We start from the raw sequence: 25,773 nt of genomic DNA, 5'->3' as shown, positions 1-25,773 counted from the left end.
GATGGCTGATAAGATGATGAGAGTTGCTGGTCGTGATGGTAATGGGTTTGCTAAATCAATAAAGACAAATAATCAAGGCGAGCTAGTTGTGTCTGAAAAGAATTCCAGTTCGCCGCAATTGTTGGGTGATTTCTTAGAACCTTACGAAGATGGTTATGTAGGGAATGTGACTGTAAGTGGTCTAGGAGTGTACGGTAATATAGATTTAGAATCGACTGTTATTGATGTTAAAGCAGGTAAAGACGCTGTATATGTGGCAGACACTGCTAAGACTGTCAAAAAGTTCGGTAGTTCACTTGATAGCAATGTTCCTCTTTGGACATATGCGAATTTTATGGGTGAGTATTCGGACGTTACAATAACACGTATCATGGTAGACAAGAACGATGACGTTTTGATAATTGGTACTAATGGCGCGGGACATAGAATGATTGAAAAAGTATCCGGTATTACCGGGACGGTGATTTGGCAGACTAACTATAATCTTTCTAATTATGTGGAAATAGAAGATAGTTTTGTCGACAAAAATGGTGACATTTATTCAATTGGCAGCTCAGGTACGCTTGACGAAAACCGCGCGATGTTGTTAAGAAAACAAAGTGGCGTTGATGGGAATCTTATTTGGGAATTAAAACATGTTGTTCAAGGCGTGACAAATTCGTTTTATATGGCTATTGATAACGACGATGACCTATATGTTTCGCACGCATACGGCATTGTTAAATTTGATCAGAGTGCAGCTAATGCAACTACAAGCCCGAATGTGGTTTGGACGTACAACGTCACGCATCCAAACGCATACGGTAACAATCTCTATATCAGATTAACCAATGATGGCAGCATTTACAGGATTTCTCAAACTTACTCCGCGAATGGTAACAACAAGAGGGGGTATCAAATCTCAAAACTGAATCAGCAACTAGCAGATACGACTTCTGCACCCACGGTGATATGGCAGAAGTATTATGAAGTCGACGGGATTTCAGCAAGGTTATTTTTGGATAGCAATGGTTCCATTTATACAAATGAAGGCAAACTAGATTCTGGTAAAAATGAGATTTGGGGCGGAAAAACACCGTTCGCAATTACCGATATCAGAGAAGACTTCTTGTATGGATTCAGTGCGGTTAACGGACATTACGGCAATACTATTTACAGGGTTTTGAAAACAGGAATAGATTTAATGCCGAAAACAGTAATGGGGGTAAAATAAAATGAAGTCACCTAATTTTAAAATAAACGGGATTAATACAGAGGATATTTTGAACGTTAAAGTGGTAAATGAGCCACCAGTAACAGAGAAGATGAATTTACCAGATCCGATTCTTCCGCTAAATCTACCCGTTAACACAAAAGTACAAAATACAAATGGTGTATTAATTCGCCATCTTACAAAAGAGGGCGTACTCTATGGGGTAAGAGATGCAGATTCTAGAATATTTAAAAGTGTAGACTTTGGGGGGAATTGGATTCCCGTGTTATCAACTGCCAATCCAGAATTTGACCGAAGAGCGTCACATATTCATAAATTCGACAACGGAAAGCTGTTGGCAATTACTGATTTTGGAGGGCGTGTACACTTATCGGATATAAACGAAGAAAACTTTGAAATGAAATACGAATTTAATACAGCCGTAGCGAGTGTTTTCGGTGTTGACATTCATGGCGATACCGTTTTAGTTGCGGGGTACGGTGGTGGAGTCAATTACAATAAATGTTTCATGTCAAAAGATTGTGGAGAAACGTGGGAAATAATTTTGCAACATCCCGATCCGACAGTCAGCCACTTCCACGATATTAGATATGATCCATACGAGGGAATCATTTGGGCTTCTTCTGGCGATTATGGAGTGAATGATAATATTTTCTACAGCAATGACTTAGGAAATACTTGGCAAACAACGTATGGTCTACCTGATTTAAATGTCAGAATTACCGCTATTATTCCTTTGCCAAAATGTGTTCTATTTATTAGTGATACAAACGGCTCTATGTTTGTTTGGCGTTATGACAGGTTGCCGGGAGGAACGCAAGGGAATCAAGTTTTTCCTTATAAAGCTTGGTATAGCAAGCGTGGAATTGACTTAGATAAAAGTGATTTTGTTGGTTCTAAGCCAGCTATTTCCTATGGGGCAAATTCAAGTGCGTTTTTCGGGTGGCATTGCTACTCTCTAGGCTCAGATGTGATTCCAGCAAATGTATTCGCAACAAAAGACGGATATTCATTTACACCAATATGGCAATCTGACAATTTGATGAATGCGTATTCTGTAGATTATGTTGACGGGGGTTTAATGGGTGTATTCGGACCAACCAATAAAAATGAGTTGGTTGCCTTTTACACAGAAGCAAATAAAGACGACAAGACTCTTCTTCCTGAAAGATATGCAGTTAAATTGGAATTTCCGGGATGGGGACAATAACTCGTTGTAGAGACTAAAAGGGATGAAAATAAGACAATAAAAAAAGGAGGGGATTATATCCTCTCCTGAAATTTATTCTTTTAAAAACCAAAGTCGTAAAATCCTTGAGTACTACTAATTCCGTTTAAAGCTAAGATAAGTAAAACAATAAAGAGTAAGAACGGCGAATGTTTTTCCTTGTTTAAAATCGGAAATAAAACCAAAATCGGAATAAGGAACCATGAATAAATTGCGATTCTATCTGAAAATGACACAAATCCCAAAAGCAAAAAATAACAATTCAAAGCAGTGTATATTTTAATTATTTTTAAGTAAGTAAGCTTTAACGCACTTTCCAACTTTATTGTTTTATATAGTATCAAACCTAGGATTAAGAAAAAAGCACTGAAAGCATAAAATTTCAAATTATTAACTTCGCCGCCGTAATGTTCCAAGGCGGCGGAACTTGCGTATGACTGAATGAGAGTTATCGAATTGACAAAAGGAATTTGCATGATGAATTGATTAAATCCGCTGATAAAAAGTAAGCTAAAGAATGCCCAATAAACCAAAAGCGTTTTAATTTTAAAATTGAATTGCTTTAACGACAACAAAATGATAGTTGCTGGAATTACAGAAAGATGAAAAGATGCCGATAGAATTAAAGCAATATAGAAATACAAGTTACGACCTTTGCTGAGCCAAATGGAAATGGCTAATAGTAGAAGCATAATAGAAAAACCTTGTCGTGCCCCATTAAATATATAACCATAGAAAAAAGTAAAGTTAAGGTAGGCGAACAAAATGAACATCATCTGCCAAGGTGAAAAAATGTTTTTAATAGATTTTCCGAGTGTCAATATGTATATAAGTACGGTGATGATTATATAAATAGAAGGATTGCTGGTGAATCTTGATATAATCCACTGTGTGAACACGAATGACGGTTCCCAAATAGCAATTTTAAAAGTATCAACCAAAGACATTCCGGCTATTTTTTGAAAAAAGTTAACATAATTATTCATGTCTCCACCGTAGGTATGGAAATCTCTAGATGGAATAGCTAACAACAAAAGGACTGTGAATAGTATAAGAAAGGCTCTTGAAACATAGGAATTTTTCAATAGTGTATTCGGTTGACCTAACGAAGAAAGTAAAACCCACGAGGACATTGTATAGAAGAGTATCATATTTTCACCCACTTACATTTTTTATAAGGGTAACATTTATACGAAGAAACAACAATACACAAATATAGATGCCTTGTGGTTGGTACAAATTGTTGACTAAGCACACAATTTAAAAGCTTAAAGGATTCCCGTACTTCCCTGTCGAAGAAATAGACTGGGAAAGGGGAATTAGAATTGAAAGAATGCACAGTTGAGAACTGCAGCGAACCAATAAAGTTTAAAGGACTTTGCGCATATCATTATTACAGAAACCGGACAAATGGAGATGCACCGTTACATCCATCGAAACGACACAATGCGTTGCAAGTTTGCGAAGTCCTGGACTGTAATAATAGCGTTTTTGCTACACATCTTTGTGGAAAGCACAATCGGACTTTTTATCGTTGGAAAAAGAATGGTGAGATTTTTACGGTAGGTGAATTCGTAGCAAAATGGGCGAATAGAAGAATTAAGCTTTAAAGAGTGTCCAATCGGGCGCTCTTTTTTATATGTCAAAATTCAGATGAAAAAGGGGGAAGAGGATGCCAAGCGGAGGAGACGAGTTGGGGATGTTCCGAACAGTCGAACTGAACACGAAAGACATAGCAGTCATCAAACAAACACTGGAAGATCACGCAGAACAAATGGAAGAAATGAAGAATAACGCCATCAAGCTTGAAACGACAGTGACACTTGAAAACAGGGAAACGCGCGCTATCGTTACACAACAAGTGGACAAGCTATATGTTCTCGTGGAGAAAGCTATGGGATTTAGAACAGAAAGCGCGTCACAAGAACATGAACTGAAGATGTTGCGATGGAATACGATGTCTACTGTCTTTTTAAAGATAGCAGGTTCCTTAGCGGCGTTAGCCAGTTCAGGCGGCGTGATTTACTACTTAATCGTAGAAGCACCTAAATAAGAGGAGGAATTTGAAATGGCAGCAGTATTAATATTTGCAGCAATTCTCGCACCCATCATCACAGCACTGGTAGAAATGATTAAAAAGGCAGTGAATATACCCCTTAACTTTATTCCGGTCATCGCTTTACTAGTGGGACTACTAATTGGCTTTGCAGCTGCACCGTTCACGGACTTAGATTATGTTAATCGTTTCTGGGCTGGTGGACTTGCAGGGCTTGCCAGTGTAGGGCTATTCGAAGTAGTTAAACAGCGCGATGGACAGTCAAAAGAAGGGGGATTTTAAGATGACGAAAATTCACGATATTCGGAGCCAAACAAAACGAAGTAACGGCACTAGGTCAGAATCAGCTATCAGAAACATTGCGCGTCATCATTCAGCAACTACGGCTGGTGACTTCTTTGCATTCTGGAAAACGTGGAACGGTGTAAAGGGGTGGGGAACAGGAGGCTATCATGAAATCATCTTACGTGATGGTTCTGTGCAGCTTTGCTACGATCCAATTGAAATTACGAATGGCGTGGCCAACCATAACACGAACATCTACCATATTTGCGTAGTTGGTAATGGTTCATTCACACCAGCGCAAGAAAAAGCATGGGATGAACGCTGCAGAATTGCACTGAAACGCTTCGGTCTTCCAGTGAGTGCTGTAAAGGGGCACAACGAATTTAGCGGCACGTCTACAGCGTGCCCTGGCATCAATATGAACACGGTACGAAAAGCTCTTTCTCAGGGACAGCCTGTACAGGTTTCATCCAAGGTAGAGAACAGAGATTACTTCTTAAATGGTGACACTGATCCAAGAATCAAAAATATTCAAGCTGATTTGGTAAAGGCCGGCTATAAATTAGTTGTAGACGGGATTTTTGGAGACGGCACTGAAGAAGTTGTTGAAGCATTCCAGCGAGCGAACAATCTTGATCCTGATGGAGTATGGGGCAAAGCTTCACAAGCAACGCTCAACGCGATACTAGACAAACAGAATAAGAAACCACCTGCAACAGTAGCTACACCAAAGCCAGAGGAGGCGGAAGAATTGGAACTGACAAAAAGACAGCGTGAAGAAATTGCAGCTACTTTCCAGAAGGCCAGAGAACGCGATGTGTTTTCTTCTGCAGCTCATGAAAAAGCGATACTCGATGGCAGCATGACGCAGAGTGAACTGTTGTATCTGAACAACCTGATTGCAGGCGCTGCGTTAATTGGCGGAGAGCGAATAAAGTAAGAACCGAATAAGAATAAAATAAGAGATGGATACTAAATAGTATTACTTCACAAAAGCCTAATGATTGCCGGGAGTCGGCCATTAGGCTTTTTTTAATTTGCATCGTAAAAACTGTTAAAATGAAAATTCCCATGACTAATAAGTTATAATTAAGGAGATATAATTAAAGGAATTTAATATTTAATATAGTAAATTAGAATGCTTAATGAATATAATACTATTACTAAGTATTATTTAGGGTAGTAAGAAAAGGGGTATGAATATGGACATAGTATTTGGAATCCTGAAGTGGGGCATACCATCTATTTTAGTCGTTTTAAATTTACATCAGTATTTATATAATAAATATCCAAAATACTACTTCTTTTTAGTAAAGAAGTTTAAAAAATGGAGAGATACAAAATGGAAAGTTCATGCTAACTTTACGATATCAAAGGAAACTGATTTCTATAAAGCTCTTGAAAAGTCTATAGATGAGGTATTTAAAGAAAAGCATAAGACAATTAATTTAAGTAATAAAAAGCAATATACTTTTGGCGACTTTACTTTACTTGCCATATATGATCTCGATGTTTCTAGAAACAATAATGTAAAAGTAGATTTAAATTTTTTGCCAATGAATGTAACTTACAAAACAGCACGTCTTAGATTAGCTGATTTAAGACTTCTGTTTAACGAGTTAGAAAAACAATTAGAATATATTGAAAAAAATTATAATCTAGATATTAATTTTACAAACAATTTTAATCCGTTTTTCGGATTAATGATTCAGAGATTAGGCCAAAGCAATATTGAACATTTTGAATGTGTATTTGATTTAAACACCCTTAAAAATAACCATAACAATAACGCTCTTTCAAGAAATAAAAATAAATTGCGAATTTTTAAAAACAAAATCACCCTAAATGAGAGATCTTTTGATATTATAGAAGAAGTTTCCAAAGACATTTTAATGATAGGGTGATTTGATGATAACAAGTATTGGGATTTTTGATGTCGTAGAAGGAGTATATGAAGGTGAACTAAAAGTTGATCATCGTGAGAGTACACAGAGAATAAATCATTTCGATGAAAAAATTGAAACCTACGTAATGAAAAATGAAACTTCACCTTCTGGTTACACAAACTTTAGAATTATTAATGATGAAGTTTACAATCAAACAGTTCGCGTAAAAGGTGAAACAGTTGATCAGGTTATTAGAAAAGAGGTACATGAAGCATATTTCAAAAATAATCCAACAGACAATGTTGGCCATTTAATTACTCTTTGCCGAAAAGATGATTCGGAAAAAGTAAGGTTGAAATTTGAAGAGTTGTATGATTTGAAATTCCAGAGACATCAATTCGATATTTTAAATATAATTCGAGAAGCTACAGATGTTCGCAGCGCAAAGTTCGATGTATCAATCGAGACTGTTAGCGGAGTTACAATGAGAGGTACTGGTGTTCATAACACTCAATATTACGCAAGCATGATTAGTTCAGGAGAATTAAAAGCTGTCATAGTAAGTTTCGACATGCCGGAGCAATCTGTTACATTCAGGATTTCTGTTGATGGTTCTATTTTACTTTATAATCAGCTATCTGATTATCAAGTTTTAGATTTGGTTAGAGACTTATTAAACATTTCTATGGCATAAAATTAAAAATATTGTTTTCAGATTTTATTTGACTTTTAGAATGTAAACCAAAACCCTCAACCTTACGTGGATGAGGGTTTTTTATTTGCCTAAATAGGATTGTAAACCTAAAATCCGTGGTATCATAAGAACAATTGTTCTTATTTTAGGGGTGATCAGATGGAACTGGCAGGCGTATCAACCCGAACCATAGCGTGTATCGACATGAAAAGTTTCTATGCCAGTTGCGCTGCCGTCGAATTAGGACTGGATCCGATGAAAGCCTGTATCGCAGTAGTAGGCAATCAGGAACGAAAAGGAAGCGTGGTTTTAGCAGCTTCTCCCATGATGAAGAAACGATTCGGCATTAAGACCGGATCACGCCTATTTGAAATACCCGACCATCGGGACATCTTACTGGTTGAGCCAAAGATGAAAAGTTACTTACTAAAATCCATGCAAATCACAGATTTGTTATTAAGCTATGTACCAAAAGAAGCCATTCATGTGTACAGCGTAGATGAAAGCTTCGTCGATTTAACCGGAACAGAAAAGTTATGGGGACCACCTGCAGACACGATGCGGCGTATTCAGGATGAACTTCTTGAAAAGTTTAAGCTGCCTTCCACAGTCGGGATGGGACCCAATATGCTGATGGCGAAACTAGCGCTGGATATAGAGGCAAAGAAAACGGGTTTTGCAGAATGGACTTATGCAGATGTTCCCTTAAAATTATGGCCAGTCACGCCACTAAGTAAAATGTGGGGAATTGGATTCCGTACAGAAGCGACGCTGAACAGCATGGGTATCTATTTAGTTGGAGACTTGGCAAACAGTGACTTGGAATGGCTGGAAGAAAAGTTTGGTATTATGGGCCATCAATTGTACCAACATGCGAACGGTATTGATCTATCCGAACTGGGGGCGCCTATCGTAGAAGGGCAAGTCAGTTATGGCAAAGGGCAGATATTATATCGGGACTATGTTGAAGAAAAGGAGATCATGACGATCATTTTGGAGATGTGTGAGGATGTGGCCATGAGAACAAGGGAGGCACGGGTGGCAGGCCGTACGATTCACTTAGGCGTTGGTTACAGCAAAACGGCATACGGGGGAGGTTTCTCGCGCTCGCATTCGGTGGACGAGGCTACCAATCAGACGATGAAAATATATGAAGTGTGTCAGGAATTATTTCGGGCATTTCATCAAGACAAACCAGTCCGTCAGATTTCGGTCTCCATCACCAATTTAGAAGAAGAATCATCGATGCAGCTCAGCCTATTTGACGAACGAAAATTCGAACAGCGCAGATTAGATGCGGCCATGGATTCTATCCGGAAGAAATATGGTTACTCGGCAATCTATCGGGGCATATCTGGAACAGCTGCAGGTACAGCCATAGCGAGAACCAAGTTACTGGGCGGCCATAATAAAGAATAGGATAGTAAGGTTGGCAAATATGTTATCACCTTTATATTGAAGGAACTTAAATATTAGCATTTTTATTTTGCCCAACAAGCATTTTAAAAATTGCCCAACTTTTGCCCAACGAACCAACTACAAATAAACACAAATAAACAAAGTTGATATTTAAGAAGGTTGATTTATCAACACTTAACCTCACACAAATACACATAAAAACACCAGGTATATAATCCGCACAAGCGTCCACCCGTGGGAACGTGAGCAATACTTGAAAATGTATTAAGTTGAAAACCGTTGGGGCTCTAAGGCTCCAACGGTTTTTTGTTTATAGAAAACAACTTCTTCTCCAAATATGTTTGCCAGTGAATCAAAAAAATACGAAGTATAAAATCCTAAAGGTTTAAAGCACCTGCAAAAAGGTTATACTAAAATGCAGCCTAAATATTTAGTAACTCGTACTGAATTTTCCTTTGGGTAACCAAAAGGAGGATTTTGTGGGAGGGGATTAAATTGAGGAAAGTACAAGGGCTTTCAAATTTGGTTAATTATTTGGAGTCAGTAAATTATCCACTGGCTGCAGAGCAGATTACAGACTTAATGTCGAAAAGAAAGATTCCGCATCGCAAAGCCTACAAAGATGTCATTATATTTAATTTAGAACATATTGATTGGTGGATTGCTGAGCAGCGGAAACGATGATTAATTAATGAATATGCGAATAAGAGAGGTAGCCTTAATTTTGGTTCTGTAGAGAATCACTATTAAGGTTTTTCTTTTTTGGTAACTTTATACACTTCTATCCGTCTACTGTTATAATAAACTAAAACGGAGGAGAGGGACGGCTATGCGTTTTTTAATGACAATTATTATTTTTTTAATATTTTTTTCAGTTGCAGGCATCGGTGCTTATGTCATAGGACCAGACTTTTCGGCAGATCGTATGGTTGCAGAAGTAACCAAAGAAATGCGGAATAATGGTCAGATGGAAAAAGTAATCGAGTATGTGGAAAGTGATCCGAAAATGCTCGAATACATAGAACAAGTGGAAGTTGCAGAACAACAGGACCAGCCCTTACCATTCCAAACAGCTGGAGATGCTGCCGGTACAGTCATTAAAAAAGTTGGGATAACAGATTTGGCTAAGATGAAGTCTGGAATTGAAGACGGCACGATGTCTGTTGATGAAGTGATTCAAACCTTAGAACAAGATCTAAACGAAGAAGAACTACTAGCTCTCAAAGTGATCGCTTATAAAGAATTATACAAGCAGCAATAACTTTAGATGTGGTAGACTGGTTCACGAAGACAAATTAACTAGATTAGAGGAGGCCATTATATGAAGACGTTTCGTGTAGAGTTCAACTTTGACCAAGGAAACACCATCGTTCATAAGGTTCAGGCTGTGGATAAAGAGTCGGCATTAAGCAAAATTCCATCCAATGGCACTTACGAAATTTCTAATACGGAAACAGGTAATATTCATCGCATTACAATTAATTTAGTTAAACATATAACAGTCAGCGAAGCTTAAAAGATGTCTTTTTAAACTAGCTGCAGAGAAGGTGCTGCTCCGGTAGCCTCTTTTTTTTGAACAAAACGTTAACTAGAGGAGGAGTAAGATGAACTTTAAAGGACCAAGTGCTTACGAAGAAAAGGACTTTTTAGCAAATTTTCTACTAAGAAGAAATCGTGTAGATAGTCCAAATAATAGCATTGAAAAGCCAGTCATCTATGAGCTGCTTGGAACGGTGCACAACAAACGGATATTGGATTTGGGATGTGGAGATGCTTTGTTTGGGCAAGAGCTGCTACAAGCAGGTGCGCAATTTTATCACGGAGTAGAAGGTTCTGAAGAGATGTATAAACTCGCACAACAAAATATTGAGGGCTTACATGCTGAAATGACATTCGCAACGATGGAGTCGTTCGATTTTCCAAAAGAACATTATGATCATGTGACCTCACGCTTGGCAATTCATTACTTGTCAGAGATAGATGAATTGTTTCGTAATGTTCATGCCTCTTTAAAAGAGGATGGAAAGTTTGTCTTTAGCGTTCAACATCCGCTAACCACATCCTCGTTTGCGAGTAAAAAAACAGGAGAAAAAAGAGGGAACTGGATCGTTGACGATTACTTTGTAGAAGGTGAGCGACAAGAACCTTGGATTGATAAAATAGTAGTCAAGTATCACCGCACTACTGAAAGTTATTTTAAAGCGCTGAGAAAAGCGGGATTTAGCATTACGGATCTTCGAGAAGGAATGCCCAATCGACAATACTTTGAAGACCAAGAAGAGTACGAGAGAAGAAAGCGGATTCCGGTTATTTTAGCTTTTAGTTGCAGCAAACAATAAAGTTGTTTACATAATAATAATATAAAAAACACCGAGAACATGTTCTCGGTGTTTTTTATATTATTGAATTTGACGATAAACGCCGACAACTTTGCCGAGAATAGAAACTTGATCAACGATAATTGGATCCATCGAAGAGTTTTCAGGTTGCAGTCGGAAAAAATTCTCTTCACGGAAAAAACGTTTAACGGTTGCTTCGTCTTCAGCTGTCATGGCAACAACAATGTCCCCGTTATTAGCTGTTTGTTGTTGTTTAACAATGACGTAATCCCCATTTAAAATTCCTGCTTCAATCATACTTTCACCCATAATTTCGAGCATAAAGATATGATCATCTTCTGTGCCATAGCTTTGGGGAAGAGGAAAATACTCTTCAACATTTTCAATAGCTGTAATTGGAATGCCGGCAGTTACTTTACCTATCAACGGTACGTGTAACACTGGACTTTTATCAATAAGTGCTTCATCGGTACTGATTACTTCAATTGCTCTCGGTTTTGTTGGATCTCGTCTAATCAAACCTTTACTTTCAAGGCGTGCCAAATGGCCATGTACAGTCGAACTAGATGCCAGACCAACTGCCTCACCAATTTCACGAACGGACGGTGGATAGCCTTTCAAGCGAACTTCATCTTTTATGAACGTCAGAATATCTTCTTGGCGTTTAGATACTTTTTTCAACAGTTTCACCTCATTTGAGTAATTCTACTTGATTTCTACCAATAGTATACCAACTCGGGCTATGAAATGCAAACATAGGTTCGAATTTTATTGTTGACAAAAACACTTGTTCGCATTAATATGAGAACATATATTCCGAACACACATTCCTAGGAGGCGTTTCAATTGACAACCATCCGACAAAATTCTTTTCTAGTTGCATTTTTTGTTTTAATCATTGTATTTACTTTTTACGCGATTGTGTCTCATAATACAAACAGTGCACAAATGAGCCAAGTTGAAATAGAAGAAGGCGACACACTTTGGACATTAGCTGAATCTTTCAGCGGCAAGACCCCTCATCACGAGTGGATAGAAGATATTATGAAAGAAAATAATCTTTCAACTTCTAAAATTATTGCAGGGCAATCTCTTAAAATTCCCAGTGATCAATTGAAGTTTGCTCCTGATGAAACCATTAAATTTGCAGGTGATGCTGAATGAAGAAAAACGCATTAATTTACTGCCGTGTTAGCACAACTAAAGACACGCAGGAGTCTTCACTAGAAAGACAAGAAGAAGAACTGACGAAATTCGCATATGAACAATCCTATAAAGTTGAAGCTGTATTTTCGGATCAACATAGTGGGTATGAAATGGATCGAGATGGACTGCTAGAAATGTTAAATAGCATCAAGACACAACCAGTTGATGCTGTCTTCATTCAGGACGAAACACGTTTGGGCAGGGGACACGCGCGGATTGCGCTTTTACATGTTATGAAAAAGTACGAAGTTGAGGTTTATACCTTATCAGATCAAGGACCGATTGCATTAAATGATATGGATGACATGGTGCTTGAAATCCTAGCAATCGTAGAAGAATATCAGCGCAAGATACATAATGCCAAAATTAAACGGGGCATGAAACGCGCTGTGGATAATGGCTATAAGCCGGAAAAGAATCTAAAGGGAAAAGGAAATCCTGAAGGCCGCGAACGTCTTGATTTGCCTATTGACCAAATTGTAAGTTTGAAGTCTAACGGCCTGACGTTCAGTGAAATTGCTGTTACGCTACAGGGGTTTGGTTATCAAGCTAGCAAGGCAACGGTTCATCGGCGCTTTAAAGAATACGAGCGACTAATGGAAGACTAAAACATTGCAGAAATCTTACTTTTTTTGTACGATATGAAAAGAAGAAAGGTGGATGTCTATGTTATCACCAGAAAAATTAGCACGTATTAACCAATTGTCTCGCAAGTCTAAAACAGAAGGTTTGTCTAAAGAAGAAGCAAAAGAACAATCTTCTCTGCGCCAAGAGTATTTGCAAACATTTCGCAAAACCATGCGCGGTACAATTGAAAACGTAAAAGTAATTGATCCTGAAGGAAATGATGTAACTCCTGAAAAGGTCAAAAATATTCGAGAGAATAAGTATTTGAATTAAATACTTATTCTCTTTTTCATTGTATTCTTTCCTATTGTTGACTAAACTAGAATAGGATTAAATTTTTGTTTGAGAGAGGATGTTACTATGTCAACCCACGCAGATCAACTTGCAGTAACAACAATTCGTACACTTTCTATTGATGCTATTGAAAAAGCTAATTCTGGTCATCCAGGATTGCCAATGGGCGCAGCTCCAATGGCGTATACATTGTGGACTAAACACATGAACCATAACCCGAAAAATCCGGATTGGTTTAACCGTGACCGTTTTGTGTTATCGGCAGGACATGGTTCTATGCTTTTATATAGCTTGCTTCATCTAAGCGGCTATGGTTTAGAAATGGATGAAATCAAAAACTTCCGTCAGTGGGATTCGAAAACTCCTGGACACCCGGAATTTGGTCACACTGTAGGCGTTGAAGCGACAACCGGACCACTAGGCCAAGGAATTGGTATGGCAGTTGGTATGGCAATGGCTGAGCGTCATTTGGCGGCTACATACAATAAAGAAAACTTAGAAATCATTGATCACAACACATTCGCTCTATGCGGAGACGGTGATTTAATGGAAGGCGTTGCCGGAGAAGCAATTTCTCTTGCAGGTCACTTGAAACTGAATAAATTGGTTGTACTTTATGATAGTAATGATATTTCGTTAGACGGACCCCTTGGAAAAAGTTTCTCTGAAAACGTTCAAAAGCGCTTTGAATCTTACGGCTGGAATTATTTGCGCGTAGATGACGGCAACGAACTGGACGATCTATCTGAAAAAATTGCCCAAGCCAAAGGTTCTTCAGACAAACCAACTTTAATCGAAGTTAAAACGGTTATCGGTTACGGTTCTCCAAACAAATCGGGTAAAGCAGATTCACACGGAGCGCCACTTGGTGAAGATGAAATGAAATTGACGAAAGAGCATTACGAGTGGACATTTGAAGAGGATTTCTATGTGCCAACAGAAGTATACGAAACGTTTGAGCAAGCAACGAAAGAGTTGGGCGCTAAAGCTGAAGCTAACTGGAACGACATGTACAGCCAGTATGAATCAGCACATCCAGAACTAGCAGAACAATTACAAATGGCGATTCGCGGCGAACTTCCGGAGAACTTTGATGCGAAATTCCCGACATACGACTTCGGCAAGAAACAAGCAACTCGTGCTTCTTCTGGAGACATGATTAACGCAATCGCTAAAACAGTGCCTTCATTCTTTGGTGGTAGTGCTGACCTTGCTGGGTCTAACAAAACAAACATCAAAGGCGGCGGTGACTTTGACGCTGACCATCCTGAAGGTCGCAATATCTGGTTTGGTGTTCGCGAATTCGCAATGGGTGCTGCTTTAAACGGCATGGCTCTTCACGGCGGACTTCATGTCTTTGGTGGAACGTTCTTCGTCTTTAGCGACTATGTTCGTCCAGCGATTCGCCTAGCTGCTTTAATGGGACTTCCTGTAACATACGTCTTCACACATGACAGTGTGGCAGTGGGAGAAGATGGCCCAACTCACGAACCCGTTGAACATTTAGCTTCTCTTCGCGCAATGCCGAACTTAAGCGTTGTTCGTCCAGCAGATGCGAATGAAACAAAAGCAGCGTGGCGTTTAGCATTAACGGCTAAAACGACACCGACTTTACTGGTGCTGTCTCGTCAAGACTTGCCGATTCTAGAAAACAGCGGCGAACTTGCTGAAGCTGGAGTTGAAAAAGGTGCTTATGTTGTGTCACCTGTTGAAAATCCGCAAGCATTGCTATTAGCAACTGGCTCTGAAGTTAGTTTAGCTGTAGCTGCACAAAAGCAATTGGCTGAAGAGGGTATCAACGTATCTGTTGTTTCAATGCCTTCTTGGGATCGTTTTGAAAAACAGGGCAAGGAATACAAGCAATCTGTTATTCCAAAAACGGTTAAAAAGCGTCTTGCAATAGAAGTGGGAACTTCATTTGGTTGGGACCGTTACACAGGCGATGAAGGCGAAATTCTAGCAATCGACCGTTTTGGTGCAAGTGCACCGGGCGAGCGCATTATGGAAGAGTTCGGATTCACTGTTGAAAACGTAGCAAGCAAAGTGAAAAACCTAATCAACGAACAGTAAGATAAAAAATGGAAGCATTTGTTGCTTCCATTTTTTAATTATTTAGCTACTTATAGTCACGATTCTTTTTTTATAGTATAATCCAATGTGGTGTACTACTTATTTACGCAACACGAAGGAGGTAACAAGAATGGATACATGGATCTGGATCGTAATCGTTATCGTGGCTTTACTCGCAGGTGTTGCACTTGGATTCTTTATCGCACGTCGCTATATGATGAAGTATTTGCAAGATAATCCACCAATCAACGAAGAAATGCTACGAATCATGATGATGCAAATGGGACAAAAACCGTCTCAGAAAAAAATCAATCAAATGATGACTCAAATGAATAAAGCGTCAACGAAACCTGGCAAACCAGCTAAAAAATAAAAAGTACTCTTCGGAGTGCTTTTTTTATTTGTCTTCATTTGTTCATTAACTTGAAGAGAAACGGGTATTGTAGTTAGAAGACACCATGTCTACTGCAATCTAGAGATTAAAAATAGAGGAGGCGTTGCAAGTGGATGAACGTGAAGAGTTGATGTTTTACTTGCCGGTTATTGAAGAAGATGATAAGGAGGCTGGGAATTTTCATTTGGAAAGCGCCAATATAAAAAAAGCGTTTCCGCTATCATTGGATAAGATACAGGAGTTAGTAAAGGATATGACGGATTATGAACTGGCTACGATTGAGCTGCATGTTACCGGTATTGTGAAAAGCGGCCCCATTACCGAATTGTTCATCGGCGTAGAAGGGGAAGCTGGCATGAAGCTCATCCTGAACAAAAAGAAAGAAATCTAATAAAAAGCACTCCGCGGAGTGCTTTTTATTAGATTTCGAAAGAGGGGGCAGTATCCTCTGGTATTGGCTACGCTTCATTATATGTGGGTGTTAGCAAGTCGTAGTTCATTAGAAATTTGGCGACTGTTTCTTCGTATTCCTCAGGATTTTTATTGAAAGACTGTGCATGTGCCCCTTCTGAAAACAGTTTTAATTGTTTTGGTCCCTGCTTTAATGCAAAAAGTTCTTCACTCATTTTCGGCAAAACAAAGTCATCGTGAATGCTATGGATAAAAAGAATAGGTTTTTTTATGTTCTTAATGGTTTCCCGCGGTGATACACTAGCGATGGAATAGCCATCACGTATTTTTAAAAAAAGACTTGCAAGCCGCAAAGCTAATGTCGTGCGAAGCGGTGTTGTCGTTCTCATAACATGGAGCACCTGTTCATAAATATCGGAATACGCACAATCTGAAATATAAAAATCTGCAGTATCTTCCAAACCTCCGTAAAGAAGTGTTGTTGCGGCTCCCATGGATTCACCGTGTATCCCGAAAAACAAATCTTCACCTACATGCAGCTTTAATGCATCTACGACAGCCTTTAAATCGATTTTTTCAAAATGCCCAAAGCTAGTCGTTTTTCCTCCAGAGTCACCGTGGCGCCGATGATCATAGACAACCGAGTTAAACCCTAATCGCTCGAACATCCGTGCAAATCTAAAAGAATTGACTTTTGATTCAGTGACACCATGACAAATGATAACAAAGCGGTTGGTATCATGTGGTTCCAAGAAAATAGCTTTGATGGGATAGCCATTTTTGGATTCGATCCATCGCTCACTTTTTGGTACATTAGCGTACCAAACTTCGTCGTAACGTTTTGCGGTCGTTTCTCTTTCTAAAATTTGCTGATCGTCTTTTTTCTTTACATACATTAAGCGGTTGCTGGCAATTAATCCGGCAGTGGTAGCCGAAGCAGTCAAAATACTGGAAATGATAGCAGAAGTCCAAAGCAATCTTTTTTTCATCGCAGAAACCCCTTATCCCTTATTTTTATACAATGTATACATACCAGTCGTTACGGGATTCGTTACGTGTGGCTCAATTTTTTCAATAGCTTTGCACAGAAGATCCAAATCAATTCCAGTGTGAATAGCCATTTGATGAAGCATATTCACAACATCTTCTGTTGCGACATTGCCAGTAGCTCCTGGTGCGAAAGGGCAACCGCCTAAACCACCTGCAGAAGAGTCAAAGCGGGTTACCCCTGCTTGAAGAGCCGCTGTGATATTGGCTAATGCCATTCTACGAGTATCGTGAAAATGCGCAGTCATTAAAACATTCGGAAAAGCTTCCACTAATTGAGTGAACAAAGCATAGCTTTCCTTTGGCGTTGCCATGCCGATAGTATCGGCAACACTTAGTTCGTCGACTCCCCATTCCACGAACTGACGGCAAAGCGATAAAGTAGCTTCTGGAGCAATGGCCCCTTCAAATGGACAATAGAAGGCAGTTGAAATACAAGCGCGTACAAAAATCCCTTGTTTTTTTAAGTCATAAATTAATGGCTGTAACGCTGCCATACTTTCTGCTGTTGTCTTATTAATATTTTTCTTATTAAATGTATTGGAAACACCTACAAAAACAGCAAGAGACGTTGCGCCTGATTCAAGTGCAGCAGTAACGCCTCGCTCATTGGGTGTTAGTACAAACTGACGACCGACTTTTTTTGTCTGAGCGACTATTTCTTTGGCGTCTGCCATTTGAGGTACCCATTTTGGTGACACAAATGAAGTGAGCTCCATTTCTTGAATCCCAGCATTTTGCAGAGCGGTTATAAACTCGAGCTTATTTTCAGTCGAAACAAGATTCCCTTCGTTTTGGAGACCGTCTCGCGGCCCAACCTCGATAATCGTTGCGTTATTTGGTAAACTGAACATAGTATCCCCCCTACTTTCCATTGTATAGAGGAGAGGGATAAAAGAGCAACTAGCAAACAATCAAACAAGGGGGAAAAGTAAATGTCACAGGAAATTGTTATTGTAAGCGCTGTCCGAACAGCGGTAGGTTCGTTTCAAGGGGCGCTCAAAGACATTCCAGCTACACAATTAGGGGCAATTGTGATTAAAGAAGCGATTGAACGCGCAGGAATTCAATCAGATCAGGTTTCTGAAGTCATTATGGGGAATGTACTACAGGCAGGACTAGGTCAAAATCCAGCAAGACAAGCATCCGTTCATGCAGGACTACCGGAAAGTGTACCAGCTATGACCATTAATAAAGTGTGCGGATCTGGATTAAAATCGATTCAATCGGCTTTTCAAGCAATTTATGCTGGAGACGCAGAAATCGTTGTAGCAGGTGGCATGGAGAACATGAGTCGTGCACCCTATTTGATGGAAAACGCTCGCAGTGGTTTCCGTATGGGCGATCAGAAGTTAGTTGATAGTATGCTCGTTGATGGGTTGACTTGTGCATTCAATAATTATCATATGGGTGTTACGGCAGAAAATTTGTGCGATCGCTATGAAATTACACGTGAAGAACAGGATAAATTTGCAGCTCGTTCACAAGCGCGCGCTACTGCAGCGATCGAATCAGGACGATTCGACGATGAAATCGTGCCAGTAGAAATTCCGCAACGTAAAGGAGAGCCAGTCATCTTTAAAACAGATGAATACGTCAAGAGCTCTTCTGATGAAGAAAAACTAGCGAAGTTACGTCCGGCATTTAAAAAAGAGGGCAGTGTAACAGCTGGCAACTCATCAGGTATCAATGACGGAGCAGCAGCAGTTGTAGTTATGTCAAAAGCAAAAGCAGAAGAATTAGGATTAACACCACTTGCCACAATCGTAGCAAGTGGCACTGCAGGAGTTGATCCATCTGTTATGGGGATTGGTCCTGTTCAAGCTGTGAAAAATGCTTTAAGTAAAGCGGACATGTCTCTAGGGGATATCGAGTTAATTGAAGCAAATGAAGCATTTGCGGCCCAGTCGATTTCAGTCGATCGCGAATTGGCATTTAACCATGATATTCTAAATGTTAACGGGGGAGCAATTGCGATTGGTCATCCGATTGGTGCAAGTGGTACACGTATTTTCGTCACACTGTTACATGAAATGATCAAACGCGATGCCAAGACGGGTCTTGCGACGCTTTGCATCGGTGGCGGTCAGGGAATCGCGACGATTATTAAACGCGCATAAGGAGAGAAGATCGATGGCGAAACGAAAAGAAGAATCTAACAGTATGTTTTCAGAAGACATGTTGTCAAGGCTAAAAGAAACAAAAAAAGAACTGCTCAAAGAAGAGCAGGCGCTAGAAGAAGAAAAAGAAGCACGTCGCTTATTTGAGCGGAAAGAACGCGAAAAAAACCTGTCGTTTGCCGAATTGTTAGAACGTCACGGAGACAAAGGAAACAAGTTTTAATTTAACTAGCCAACCCACTTGTTATAGGGTTGGCTAGTTAGATTTGCAGGGTATTTTGTGAAGATATCAATAAGCGCTGCTTAAATAAAGATACTGAAAATGCAAGTTTTTAAAAGAAAAATAGCACACTCGCCTAGTTGCTCTTAATGATAAGAGCAGCTAGCGGGTGTGCTATTTCAGTTTTAAGCAATAAACTAGCGTCTTATATACGCGACCTAATCCTCTAGATGATTAACGTTGTAAAGGAAAATCGCAAATTCTCCACGCTTCAGCGAACTTTCTGTCCCAAACTTAGTTGCTGTTAGGCCTTTAGTAATTTCATATTCTACTAGAGCAGCAACAGATTTCTCATACCTGTCAGATACGTCAGTAAAATGTGTCCCGTTTTTACTGGCTTCTAACTCATAGGCGTTTTTCAATATTATAGCTGTTTCGCCTCGCGTGATGTCTAAATCTGAACCGAACGTAGTTTCCGATTTACCATTAATAATCGAAGCTGCTTTTAAAGCATCTATATATTTTGCAGCTCGTTCAGGAACATCTGTAAATTTAGATTTTTTTATGTCCGTTGTCTTAAGATTTAATGCTTTAGCTAACATGACGGCTGCATCAACGCGTTTAATCGTCATGTCTGTGCCGAATTTGGTCGGTGTTAATCCTTTTGTAATGCCTTTTGATAGAAGGTAGTTTACTGATAGTGAATATCGATCTGGTACATCTGTAAATCCAGTTGGATCCGGATTAGGTGTTGGGTCCGGATTAGGCGTTGGGTCCGGATTAGGCGTTGGGTCTGGATTAGGTGTTGGGTCTGGATTAGGTGTTGGGTCTGGATTAGGTGTTGGGTCTGGATTAGGCGTTGGGTCTGGATTAGGACTAGGATCTTTAGCGCCTGTTGTAAATTGATAAATCGTTGAATTTTCGCTTTCTCCATTGCTGTTAGTCATGTTCATATACCATTGATAGTTTGTGTTTTTGCTAAGGTTTTTCCATTCGACAGAAGCTTTCTCGCCTGATTTCAACTCTTTATCTTGCCCAATTGATTGATTGGTGAAGATATTAACAGCCAAGTAATCTGTTTCAATTTGTCTTGGATTTTCTTTAGCTTTTACATCGGCCAAATCAAAATTCGCCGTAAAGCTTTCTTTATCAGGATCAAATTGATCGAAATTAGTATCTTCAAGATAAGGAGAATACGAAACGAAATCAAGTGTTTCATCAGTCGGATCAAATGTAAGTAAACGTAAATAACCATCTCCACGATCTGGAGCGAGATTCCCTTGGTAGTTACCTAATACTTCCAATAGTTCGCGACTCGTACCATCTTCATTCGGTACTTTTTTCACACGGTAATTTGACCCGTGGTGGTGGCCGCTAAGAACCATTTTAACGTTTTTGTTGGGATTAACTACTTCTCGGTTAATAATCCTTGCAGACTCGGTTGCATACTGTGCCACGGAGTTGATATTTTCGTGCATACCAAGAATGGCGTTTCGATTAGCGTATTGCTTAAGTACTTTGTTAGCCCAATTGACAGTTTCAGTTGTTCCATCTTTTCCGTACCCGAGATAGAGCATGATGAAGTCATGATCTCCGAATGAAAATAAATCATAATGATTTTGATTTTGTTCGTTCATTGCTTCACCAAACCAAGCGTTGTCTTTAAAGCGATTTACACCAGCATATTCACCAAAGCGCGTATAATCATAAATTTTTTGTGTTCGATCAGGCATAACATCTCGGTTTCCAGCGAGTACGCCATAGGGAATGTTGGCAGCATCCATTCGGTTTAAGTTGGTTTTCGCTACTTCCCATTGTTCGATTTTATCGTATTGGTTAACAAGATCTCCAGTATGCATTGCATATTCAAACGTTCCTTTATTAAATTCTTTAATCATCCAATCAGTCATGGAAGTCCAGACTTTAGGATAATCTTCTGCATAGTACTGAGTATCTGTAAACCACAACATCGTAAAGTCTTCTTCTTTAGAATTTGTCACAGTCCCAGAGTCATGGACCATAGCTTGAACTTTGCCATCTTTTACAAATCGTTCTTTATCAATTTCAGCTGATAGGATAATTTCTTGTCCTTTGGAATTTCCTTGTGCTTGATTTAAAGCAATCCAGGTGCCGGCTTTATAGTCCCATGCAGATAAGTTGGCCAAACCACTTGATAATGTTTTACCTTCCCAGTAGAGCTCTATTGCATTGCCTGTTGCTAAATCTTTGGATACATCAACGACAAAGCGTTGTGAAGGAAAGCCTTTGCTACTTTTTGTAACGGTTGTTTTGCCATCATTAGCTGAGATGGCATCAATTTGTCCTTTCGTTAAAGGTATTGCACCGGTTTGAATGCCAACAGAAATTGGATTGTCAGCGGTATCGTTTGTGAAGCCCGACATCGTCTTACTGTTGGCAAAGTCATATTTATATCCTTTTTTAAAATCAACCGTTTTAATGCCAGCACCGGTAGAATCTTTAACGATTGCTTCCAAAGTGGGATTTAAGCTGACATCTGTTGCGTAGTCAGACGGTTTAACATTCGTTGGTTCTTCCAAGCTAGTTGCTGCTAATGTTGCTAATGGAGCATTTGTTAAAACTAAAGCTAAAACGGCTGTAGTAGTGAAAATCTTTTTTATCATATTTCATCCTCCTTAATTGGTGTTGTCCTTGCTATATAAACTTTTCAAGTTTCCTTGAAAAATGAGTATAAAGTACTTTGGTTATAGGAATAACTATTCTTTTTAAATATGATTAGTGAACCTATTTATTCATAATAACAAAAAATAAAATAAAAACAACTTAATTTTCCATATATTTAGAAAATTTAATAAACAAGTCAAAGCTATTCATTAAAAAGAGGATTAGGATTTTAAAAAAATGTTTTTATAAAATTTGGGATTGCTATATAAAGTCGTACTAAAACCTAGTGTTTTTACAGGAGTATAGCTTTCCGCGATAAAGAACATTAAGTATTTTGGAGTTTTTTCCCGCTAAAAAAATTGAAATAACGCAAAAAGGCATAGATTGCTCTTTTGCAAGGGCAATCTACGCCTAATTTTTTTGAATTTTTTTCTAAGTATTTGTATAGTGGCAATATCATAAAATTTTGAAGTCTTCAATTGCAAAAAACTAACTATTTTCTATGTTCTTGGTAAATATCTTGCCGTGTCAATGTTTTTGCTTGTGAAATTTGCTCGGGTGAAACCAAAGTTTCGTATGCGTTGATGGTTGCTTTAATCTGGTCTGCTGAACTAGCGCCTACCACTACTGAACTGATCGTGTCGTGCTGCAATATGCTATGCAGCGCTAAAGCATGGAGATTGTCATGAACTGCCAGCAGATTTTCTAAAGTGTCTTTCAATTCGGTTGCATTATAGTTCAAATAGCCGTCCATTTTACCAGCCCGTTGGAGTCCTTCGCCAGTCAACAAGCCTTTTGCTAAAGTGCCGCGAGTAACGACTGATGTTCCAACTTGACCAATGCTGTCCAGCAATTCTTCAGGGCGACGATCTAGTAAACTATATTGCATCATGATGGAGGCAATGTCGCTTTTCTCAAGAAATTGGTTGATTACATTTGGACGTATCGAAGAAATACCATAAGCGCGAATCAACCCTTCTTTTTTTAATTCTTCAAAAGCTTCAATGGTTTCTTCAACGTCATCGGTGATCATGCCACCGTGTAATTGATACACATCAATATAATCTGTCTGCAAGCGCTTCAGACTCGTATGAATTTGTTTTTTAAGATAAGACTTGGTGGGGTTCCATTTAACCTCACCTGTTTGGTTGTTCCACTCGTTTCCAACCTTAGTAGCTAAGATGATTTCTTTTCGGTGATGCGTTAATACGCTGCCCACAATTTCTTCGTTGACTCCTTTGTCATATAAATCCGCAGTATCAAAATAATTAATACCTTGAGCAATCGCTTCATCAACGATCAGGCTTGCTTTTTTCACGTCTGTTGGCAAAGACATGCAGCCGAATCCAATTTCACTTGTTCTAATCCCGCTCGTACCTAATAAATTTTTCTTCATCTCTCCACCTCGTTTAGTCTGTCGTATCTAATATGGTATACTTTCTTTCAGAGAAACCACAAATGAAAAGAGGATTCCCATGAAAAAATTTGAAGAAAAAACGATCCATTCTAATCGGTTATACGAAGGGAAAATTATTAATTTAAAAGTTGATGATGTGTCACTTCCGAATGGTCACACCTCAAAAAGAGAACTGATTGAACATCCTGGTGCTGTCGCTATTATCGCAATTACAACGGACAAAAAAATCATTATGGTTGAACAATACCGAAAAGCGTTGGAACGATCTCTTGTGGAAATTCCAGCAGGTAAGTTAGAACCAGGAGAAGCTCCTGAAACTACCGCAATGCGCGAATTGGAAGAAGAAACAGGCTACACGGCTGAAAAGTTGGTGAAAATACAAACTTTCGCCACTTCTCCAGGATTTGCCGACGAAATTATTCATTTGTTTGCAGCCCAAGGATTGAGTAAAGCAACAAATGGAGCGGTTTTGGATGACGATGAATTTGTGGAACTAATGGCAGTAACGATCGAAGAAGCAGAACAAATGGTTGCGGACGAACGAATTTATGATGCTAAAACAGCATTCGCGGTCTTATGGGCAAAGCAACATTTGTTAATTGAGAATTGAAACCATTATCTCTTTATAACGATTATAATTAAAGGGTGAATAGTATTGTTGTAATTGAGAACTCCCTTTTGATATAATAGAGGCAGTTTGAGGGAGGGCGTCGCATGGAAACCAGAATTGATCGGATAAAAAAACAACTACACGCTGCGAGTTACAAATTGACGCCACAGCGGGAAGCGACAGTTCGAGTTTTGTTGGATCATGAAGAAGACCACTTAAGTGCAGAAGACGTCTATCTTTTAGTGAAAGACATTGCACCGGAAATCGGATTGGCAACTGTATACCGGACATTAGAACTTTTAACAGAACTGAAAATTGTCGACAAAATAAACTTTGGCGATGGCGTGTCGCGTTATGACCTGCGTCAAGAAGGCGCAGCGCATTTCCATCATCACCTTGTCTGCCTAGAATGCGGAGCAGTAGATGAGATACAGGAAGATCTCCTAGAAGATGTGGAGAACATAGTAGAGAAACGTTGGAATTTCCAAATCAAAGACCACCGTCTTACTTTCCATGGCATCTGCTGGCGCTGCAATGACAGCAACTCTCAAAATCCATCAGAATAACAGATGCCTAGAGGACGGCCCATGTAGGCCGTCCTTTTTGTATGGAAAAACGGGACTGATTGCCTTAAATACAAAACATAAAGGAGGCAGACGGATGAATTTTGGTAAAGATGCACTCCACGATTACGTGCATTTTCTGCGAGTTGAAAGACAACTAGCAGATAATACATTAACATCTTATAGGAGAGATCTTAACGTCTATCTTCAATATTTGAAAGAAGTAGAGCAGTTACAATCCTTAAGCAACATTGAACGAGTACATATAGTGAATCATTTACGTCATTTGAAAGAAACAACCAAAACGCCGCGAACAGTAGCGCGCCATATTTCGTCTATTCGTTCTTTCCACCAATTCTTAATTCGTGAACGAATTGTCGAAACCGATCCAACTGTTCACCTAGAGATGCCCCAAATGGATAAGAAACTGCCGAATATCCTGTCTGTTGAAGAAGTGGATGCCCTCATACAGGCACCTGCAACAAATAAAGCAAATGGATTACGGGACCAAGCGATGTTGGAATTATTATACGCCAGTGGAATGCGTATTAGTGAATGCATCAATTTAGATGTAGAAGATATTCACTTGACGATGGGATTTGTTCGCTGTACTGGAAAAGGCGGCAAAGAACGGATTATTCCTTTAGGGAAATCTGCTTTAACATCTTGTCAGACGTATTTGGAAACAGGTCGCCTCGACTTACTGAAGAGTGGAGAAAAGACCGATGCGATGTTTATTAACCAACGAGGTAAACGCTTGACTCGTCAAGGGTTTTGGAAACTATTAAAGCAGCATGCACAAAAAGCGGGTATACAAAAAGAGTTAACGCCGCATACGTTGCGCCATTCTTTTGCTACGCATTTACTGGAAAATGGAGCAGATATTCGTGCAGTTCAAGAAATGCTTGGACATGCAGATATTTCTACCACTCAAATTTATACACATGTTAGTAAGACGCGATTGAAAGACGTTTATTCTCAATTCCATCCACGCGCATAAAATAGGTCTGACTTCCGACGAGAAGGCAGAG

29 protein-coding genes are annotated in these 25,773 nt (G+C 39.2%); 23 read left to right on the top strand and 6 right to left on the bottom strand.

Going from position 1 to position 25,773, the window contains the following annotated elements; genetic code table 11:
• Position 1: 1 nt before the first annotated feature.
• A complete protein-coding gene (locus AJGP001_RS10675; RefSeq protein WP_078080528.1) occupies positions 2–1,213 on the top strand; it encodes a hypothetical protein in 1,212 nt (403 codons plus the stop codon).
• A gap of 1 nt (position 1,214) precedes the next feature.
• Positions 1,215–2,423 (top strand): WD40/YVTN/BNR-like repeat-containing protein, encoded by a 1,209-nt coding sequence (locus tag AJGP001_RS10670; RefSeq protein WP_078080527.1) that lies wholly within the window; start codon positions 1,215–1,217, stop codon positions 2,421–2,423.
• Positions 2,424–2,503: 80 nt separating this feature from the next.
• On the opposite strand, the gene AJGP001_RS10665 is transcribed toward AJGP001_RS10670, so the two are convergent.
• Entirely contained in the window at positions 2,504–3,574 is a 1,071-nt protein-coding gene (locus AJGP001_RS10665; RefSeq protein WP_245830289.1) for an EpsG family protein, read from the bottom strand.
• A 539-nt stretch (positions 3,575–4,113) separates the two neighbouring features.
• Between AJGP001_RS10665 and AJGP001_RS10655 the strand changes: the two genes are divergently transcribed.
• The 10 genes from AJGP001_RS10655 (at position 4,114) to AJGP001_RS10610 (ending at position 11,120) form a co-directional block, all read left to right on the top strand.
• The gene (locus tag AJGP001_RS10655; protein WP_071152977.1) at positions 4,114–4,494 is read left to right on the top strand and encodes a hypothetical protein; all 381 of its coding nucleotides are present in this window, start codon (positions 4,114–4,116) and stop codon (positions 4,492–4,494) included.
• A 15-nt stretch (positions 4,495–4,509) separates the two neighbouring features.
• Positions 4,510–4,779, top strand: a complete 270-nt coding sequence (locus tag AJGP001_RS10650) for a holin (protein ID WP_071152976.1) — start codon at positions 4,510–4,512, stop codon at positions 4,777–4,779.
• 1 nt (position 4,780) lies between these two features.
• The gene (locus tag AJGP001_RS10645; protein ID WP_078080525.1) at positions 4,781–5,722 is read left to right on the top strand and encodes a peptidoglycan recognition protein family protein; all 942 of its coding nucleotides are present in this window, start codon (positions 4,781–4,783) and stop codon (positions 5,720–5,722) included.
• Positions 5,723–5,984: 262 nt separating this feature from the next.
• On the top strand, positions 5,985–6,686 hold the full coding sequence (locus tag AJGP001_RS10640) for a hypothetical protein (RefSeq protein ID WP_071152974.1): 702 nt from the start codon (positions 5,985–5,987) through the stop codon (positions 6,684–6,686).
• Positions 6,687–6,690: 4 nt separating this feature from the next.
• The gene (locus AJGP001_RS10635) at positions 6,691–7,362 is read left to right on the top strand and encodes a hypothetical protein (RefSeq protein WP_177167555.1); all 672 of its coding nucleotides are present in this window, start codon (positions 6,691–6,693) and stop codon (positions 7,360–7,362) included.
• 159 nt (positions 7,363–7,521) lie between these two features.
• A complete protein-coding gene (locus AJGP001_RS10630; RefSeq protein ID WP_078080524.1) occupies positions 7,522–8,781 on the top strand; it encodes a Y-family DNA polymerase in 1,260 nt (419 codons plus the stop codon).
• 495 nt (positions 8,782–9,276) lie between these two features.
• Positions 9,277–9,465 carry a hypothetical protein gene (locus tag AJGP001_RS10625; protein WP_058384987.1) on the top strand — a complete coding sequence of 63 codons (189 nt, stop codon included), beginning with the start codon at positions 9,277–9,279 and terminating at the stop codon, positions 9,463–9,465.
• A 145-nt stretch (positions 9,466–9,610) separates the two neighbouring features.
• Positions 9,611–10,042: a hypothetical protein gene (locus AJGP001_RS10620; protein ID WP_078080523.1), complete on the top strand. Its 432-nt coding sequence runs from the start codon at positions 9,611–9,613 to the stop codon at positions 10,040–10,042.
• 60 nt (positions 10,043–10,102) lie between these two features.
• On the top strand, positions 10,103–10,297 hold the full coding sequence (locus AJGP001_RS10615; protein ID WP_078080522.1) for a hypothetical protein: 195 nt from the start codon (positions 10,103–10,105) through the stop codon (positions 10,295–10,297).
• 88 nt (positions 10,298–10,385) lie between these two features.
• The gene (locus AJGP001_RS10610) at positions 10,386–11,120 is read left to right on the top strand and encodes a class I SAM-dependent DNA methyltransferase (protein ID WP_078080521.1); all 735 of its coding nucleotides are present in this window, start codon (positions 10,386–10,388) and stop codon (positions 11,118–11,120) included.
• A 60-nt stretch (positions 11,121–11,180) separates the two neighbouring features.
• Here the strand turns inward: AJGP001_RS10610 and lexA are convergent, their stop codons facing one another.
• Complete coding sequence (gene lexA / locus AJGP001_RS10605; protein WP_058384991.1) at positions 11,181–11,801, bottom strand: transcriptional repressor LexA; 621 nt, start codon at positions 11,799–11,801, stop codon at positions 11,181–11,183.
• A gap of 165 nt (positions 11,802–11,966) precedes the next feature.
• On the opposite strand from lexA, the gene yneA reads away from it, so the two are divergent.
• From yneA to AJGP001_RS10575, 6 genes are all read left to right on the top strand, one after another.
• Positions 11,967–12,284, top strand: coding sequence for a cell division suppressor protein YneA (gene yneA / locus AJGP001_RS10600; RefSeq protein WP_058384992.1), 318 nt, complete (start codon positions 11,967–11,969; stop codon positions 12,282–12,284).
• The gene (locus AJGP001_RS10595) at positions 12,281–12,934 is read left to right on the top strand and encodes a YneB family resolvase-like protein (protein WP_058384993.1); all 654 of its coding nucleotides are present in this window, start codon (positions 12,281–12,283) and stop codon (positions 12,932–12,934) included. Before yneA ends, AJGP001_RS10595 begins: the two co-directional genes overlap by 4 nt.
• 58 nt (positions 12,935–12,992) lie before the next feature.
• Positions 12,993–13,226: a DUF896 domain-containing protein gene (locus AJGP001_RS10590; protein WP_058384994.1), complete on the top strand. Its 234-nt coding sequence runs from the start codon at positions 12,993–12,995 to the stop codon at positions 13,224–13,226.
• Between the two features lie 87 nt (positions 13,227–13,313).
• The gene (gene tkt, locus AJGP001_RS10585) at positions 13,314–15,317 is read left to right on the top strand and encodes a transketolase (protein ID WP_071154513.1); all 2,004 of its coding nucleotides are present in this window, start codon (positions 13,314–13,316) and stop codon (positions 15,315–15,317) included.
• A gap of 130 nt (positions 15,318–15,447) precedes the next feature.
• On the top strand, positions 15,448–15,690 hold the full coding sequence (locus AJGP001_RS10580; RefSeq protein ID WP_071154512.1) for a YneF family protein: 243 nt from the start codon (positions 15,448–15,450) through the stop codon (positions 15,688–15,690).
• A gap of 130 nt (positions 15,691–15,820) precedes the next feature.
• Positions 15,821–16,102: a hypothetical protein gene (locus tag AJGP001_RS10575; RefSeq protein ID WP_071154511.1), complete on the top strand. Its 282-nt coding sequence runs from the start codon at positions 15,821–15,823 to the stop codon at positions 16,100–16,102.
• 67 nt (positions 16,103–16,169) lie between these two features.
• Here AJGP001_RS10575 and AJGP001_RS10570 read toward each other — a convergent pair whose 3' ends face one another.
• Together AJGP001_RS10570 and AJGP001_RS10565 are read right to left on the bottom strand one after the other, a co-directional pair.
• Positions 16,170–17,111 carry an alpha/beta hydrolase gene (locus AJGP001_RS10570; protein WP_078080520.1) on the bottom strand — a complete coding sequence of 314 codons (942 nt, stop codon included), beginning with the start codon at positions 17,109–17,111 and terminating at the stop codon, positions 16,170–16,172.
• A 12-nt stretch (positions 17,112–17,123) separates the two neighbouring features.
• A complete protein-coding gene (locus tag AJGP001_RS10565; protein ID WP_078080519.1) occupies positions 17,124–18,023 on the bottom strand; it encodes a hydroxymethylglutaryl-CoA lyase in 900 nt (299 codons plus the stop codon).
• A gap of 81 nt (positions 18,024–18,104) precedes the next feature.
• Here AJGP001_RS10565 and AJGP001_RS10560 point away from each other — a divergent pair, with 81 nt between their 5' ends.
• Positions 18,105–19,289, top strand: coding sequence for an acetyl-CoA C-acetyltransferase (locus AJGP001_RS10560; RefSeq protein ID WP_071154510.1), 1,185 nt, complete (start codon positions 18,105–18,107; stop codon positions 19,287–19,289).
• A gap of 13 nt (positions 19,290–19,302) precedes the next feature.
• Positions 19,303–19,512 carry a DUF3886 domain-containing protein gene (locus AJGP001_RS10555; protein ID WP_058385001.1) on the top strand — a complete coding sequence of 70 codons (210 nt, stop codon included), beginning with the start codon at positions 19,303–19,305 and terminating at the stop codon, positions 19,510–19,512.
• A gap of 215 nt (positions 19,513–19,727) precedes the next feature.
• Here the strand turns inward: AJGP001_RS10555 and AJGP001_RS10550 are convergent, their stop codons facing one another.
• The gene (locus AJGP001_RS10550) at positions 19,728–22,151 is read right to left on the bottom strand and encodes an S-layer homology domain-containing protein (RefSeq protein ID WP_071154509.1); all 2,424 of its coding nucleotides are present in this window, start codon (positions 22,149–22,151) and stop codon (positions 19,728–19,730) included.
• 494 nt (positions 22,152–22,645) lie between these two features.
• A complete protein-coding gene (locus AJGP001_RS10545) occupies positions 22,646–23,548 on the bottom strand; it encodes an aldo/keto reductase (protein ID WP_071154508.1) in 903 nt (300 codons plus the stop codon).
• Between the two features lie 79 nt (positions 23,549–23,627).
• Between AJGP001_RS10545 and AJGP001_RS10540 the strand changes: the two genes are divergently transcribed.
• From AJGP001_RS10540 to xerD, 3 genes are all read left to right on the top strand, one after another.
• A complete protein-coding gene (locus tag AJGP001_RS10540; protein ID WP_071154507.1) occupies positions 23,628–24,179 on the top strand; it encodes an NUDIX hydrolase in 552 nt (183 codons plus the stop codon).
• A 104-nt stretch (positions 24,180–24,283) separates the two neighbouring features.
• Complete coding sequence (gene fur / locus AJGP001_RS10535) at positions 24,284–24,745, top strand: ferric iron uptake transcriptional regulator (RefSeq protein ID WP_008430965.1); 462 nt, start codon at positions 24,284–24,286, stop codon at positions 24,743–24,745.
• A 94-nt stretch (positions 24,746–24,839) separates the two neighbouring features.
• The gene (xerD, locus tag AJGP001_RS10530) at positions 24,840–25,742 is read left to right on the top strand and encodes a site-specific tyrosine recombinase XerD (RefSeq protein ID WP_071154506.1); all 903 of its coding nucleotides are present in this window, start codon (positions 24,840–24,842) and stop codon (positions 25,740–25,742) included.
• Positions 25,743–25,773 lie beyond the last annotated feature (31 nt).

It is taken from the genome of Planococcus faecalis, from assembly GCF_002009235.1.
Lineage (GTDB): Bacteria > Bacillota > Bacilli > Bacillales_A > Planococcaceae > Planococcus > Planococcus kocurii.
The sequence above is the reverse complement of the archived record's forward strand: the minus strand, read 5'-3'. Positions and strand labels throughout refer to the sequence as shown.

Bases quoted from the DNA above. Each gene is read 5' to 3' on its own strand.
- AJGP001_RS10565 (WP_078080519.1), bottom strand. From the start codon at position 18,023: ATGTTCAGTTTACCAAATAACGCAACGATTATCGAGGTTGGGCCGCGA.
- fur (WP_008430965.1), top strand. From the start codon at position 24,284: ATGGAAACCAGAATTGATCGGATAAAAAAACAACTACACGCTGCGAGT.
- AJGP001_RS10580 (WP_071154512.1), top strand. From the start codon at position 15,448: ATGGATACATGGATCTGGATCGTAATCGTTATCGTGGCTTTACTCGCA.
- AJGP001_RS10560 (WP_071154510.1), top strand. From the start codon at position 18,105: ATGTCACAGGAAATTGTTATTGTAAGCGCTGTCCGAACAGCGGTAGGT.
- AJGP001_RS10620 (WP_078080523.1), top strand. From the start codon at position 9,611: ATGCGTTTTTTAATGACAATTATTATTTTTTTAATATTTTTTTCAGTT.
- AJGP001_RS10615 (WP_078080522.1), top strand. From the start codon at position 10,103: ATGAAGACGTTTCGTGTAGAGTTCAACTTTGACCAAGGAAACACCATC.
- AJGP001_RS10570 (WP_078080520.1), bottom strand. From the start codon at position 17,111: ATGAAAAAAAGATTGCTTTGGACTTCTGCTATCATTTCCAGTATTTTG.
- AJGP001_RS10610 (WP_078080521.1), top strand. From the start codon at position 10,386: ATGAACTTTAAAGGACCAAGTGCTTACGAAGAAAAGGACTTTTTAGCA.
- AJGP001_RS10550 (WP_071154509.1), bottom strand. From the start codon at position 22,151: ATGATAAAAAAGATTTTCACTACTACAGCCGTTTTAGCTTTAGTTTTA.
- tkt (WP_071154513.1), top strand. From the start codon at position 13,314: ATGTCAACCCACGCAGATCAACTTGCAGTAACAACAATTCGTACACTT.
- AJGP001_RS10640 (WP_071152974.1), top strand. From the start codon at position 5,985: ATGGACATAGTATTTGGAATCCTGAAGTGGGGCATACCATCTATTTTA.
- AJGP001_RS10635 (WP_177167555.1), top strand. From the start codon at position 6,691: ATGATAACAAGTATTGGGATTTTTGATGTCGTAGAAGGAGTATATGAA.
- AJGP001_RS10545 (WP_071154508.1), bottom strand. From the start codon at position 23,548: ATGAAGAAAAATTTATTAGGTACGAGCGGGATTAGAACAAGTGAAATT.
- AJGP001_RS10675 (WP_078080528.1), top strand. From the start codon at position 2: ATGGCTGATAAGATGATGAGAGTTGCTGGTCGTGATGGTAATGGGTTT.
- AJGP001_RS10670 (WP_078080527.1), top strand. From the start codon at position 1,215: ATGAAGTCACCTAATTTTAAAATAAACGGGATTAATACAGAGGATATT.
- AJGP001_RS10595 (WP_058384993.1), top strand. From the start codon at position 12,281: ATGAAGAAAAACGCATTAATTTACTGCCGTGTTAGCACAACTAAAGAC.
- AJGP001_RS10540 (WP_071154507.1), top strand. From the start codon at position 23,628: ATGAAAAAATTTGAAGAAAAAACGATCCATTCTAATCGGTTATACGAA.
- AJGP001_RS10590 (WP_058384994.1), top strand. From the start codon at position 12,993: ATGTTATCACCAGAAAAATTAGCACGTATTAACCAATTGTCTCGCAAG.
- AJGP001_RS10650 (WP_071152976.1), top strand. From the start codon at position 4,510: ATGGCAGCAGTATTAATATTTGCAGCAATTCTCGCACCCATCATCACA.
- AJGP001_RS10555 (WP_058385001.1), top strand. From the start codon at position 19,303: ATGGCGAAACGAAAAGAAGAATCTAACAGTATGTTTTCAGAAGACATG.
- AJGP001_RS10665 (WP_245830289.1), bottom strand. From the start codon at position 3,574: ATGTCCTCGTGGGTTTTACTTTCTTCGTTAGGTCAACCGAATACACTA.
- AJGP001_RS10645 (WP_078080525.1), top strand. From the start codon at position 4,781: ATGACGAAAATTCACGATATTCGGAGCCAAACAAAACGAAGTAACGGC.
- xerD (WP_071154506.1), top strand. From the start codon at position 24,840: ATGAATTTTGGTAAAGATGCACTCCACGATTACGTGCATTTTCTGCGA.
- AJGP001_RS10630 (WP_078080524.1), top strand. From the start codon at position 7,522: ATGGAACTGGCAGGCGTATCAACCCGAACCATAGCGTGTATCGACATG.
- AJGP001_RS10655 (WP_071152977.1), top strand. From the start codon at position 4,114: ATGCCAAGCGGAGGAGACGAGTTGGGGATGTTCCGAACAGTCGAACTG.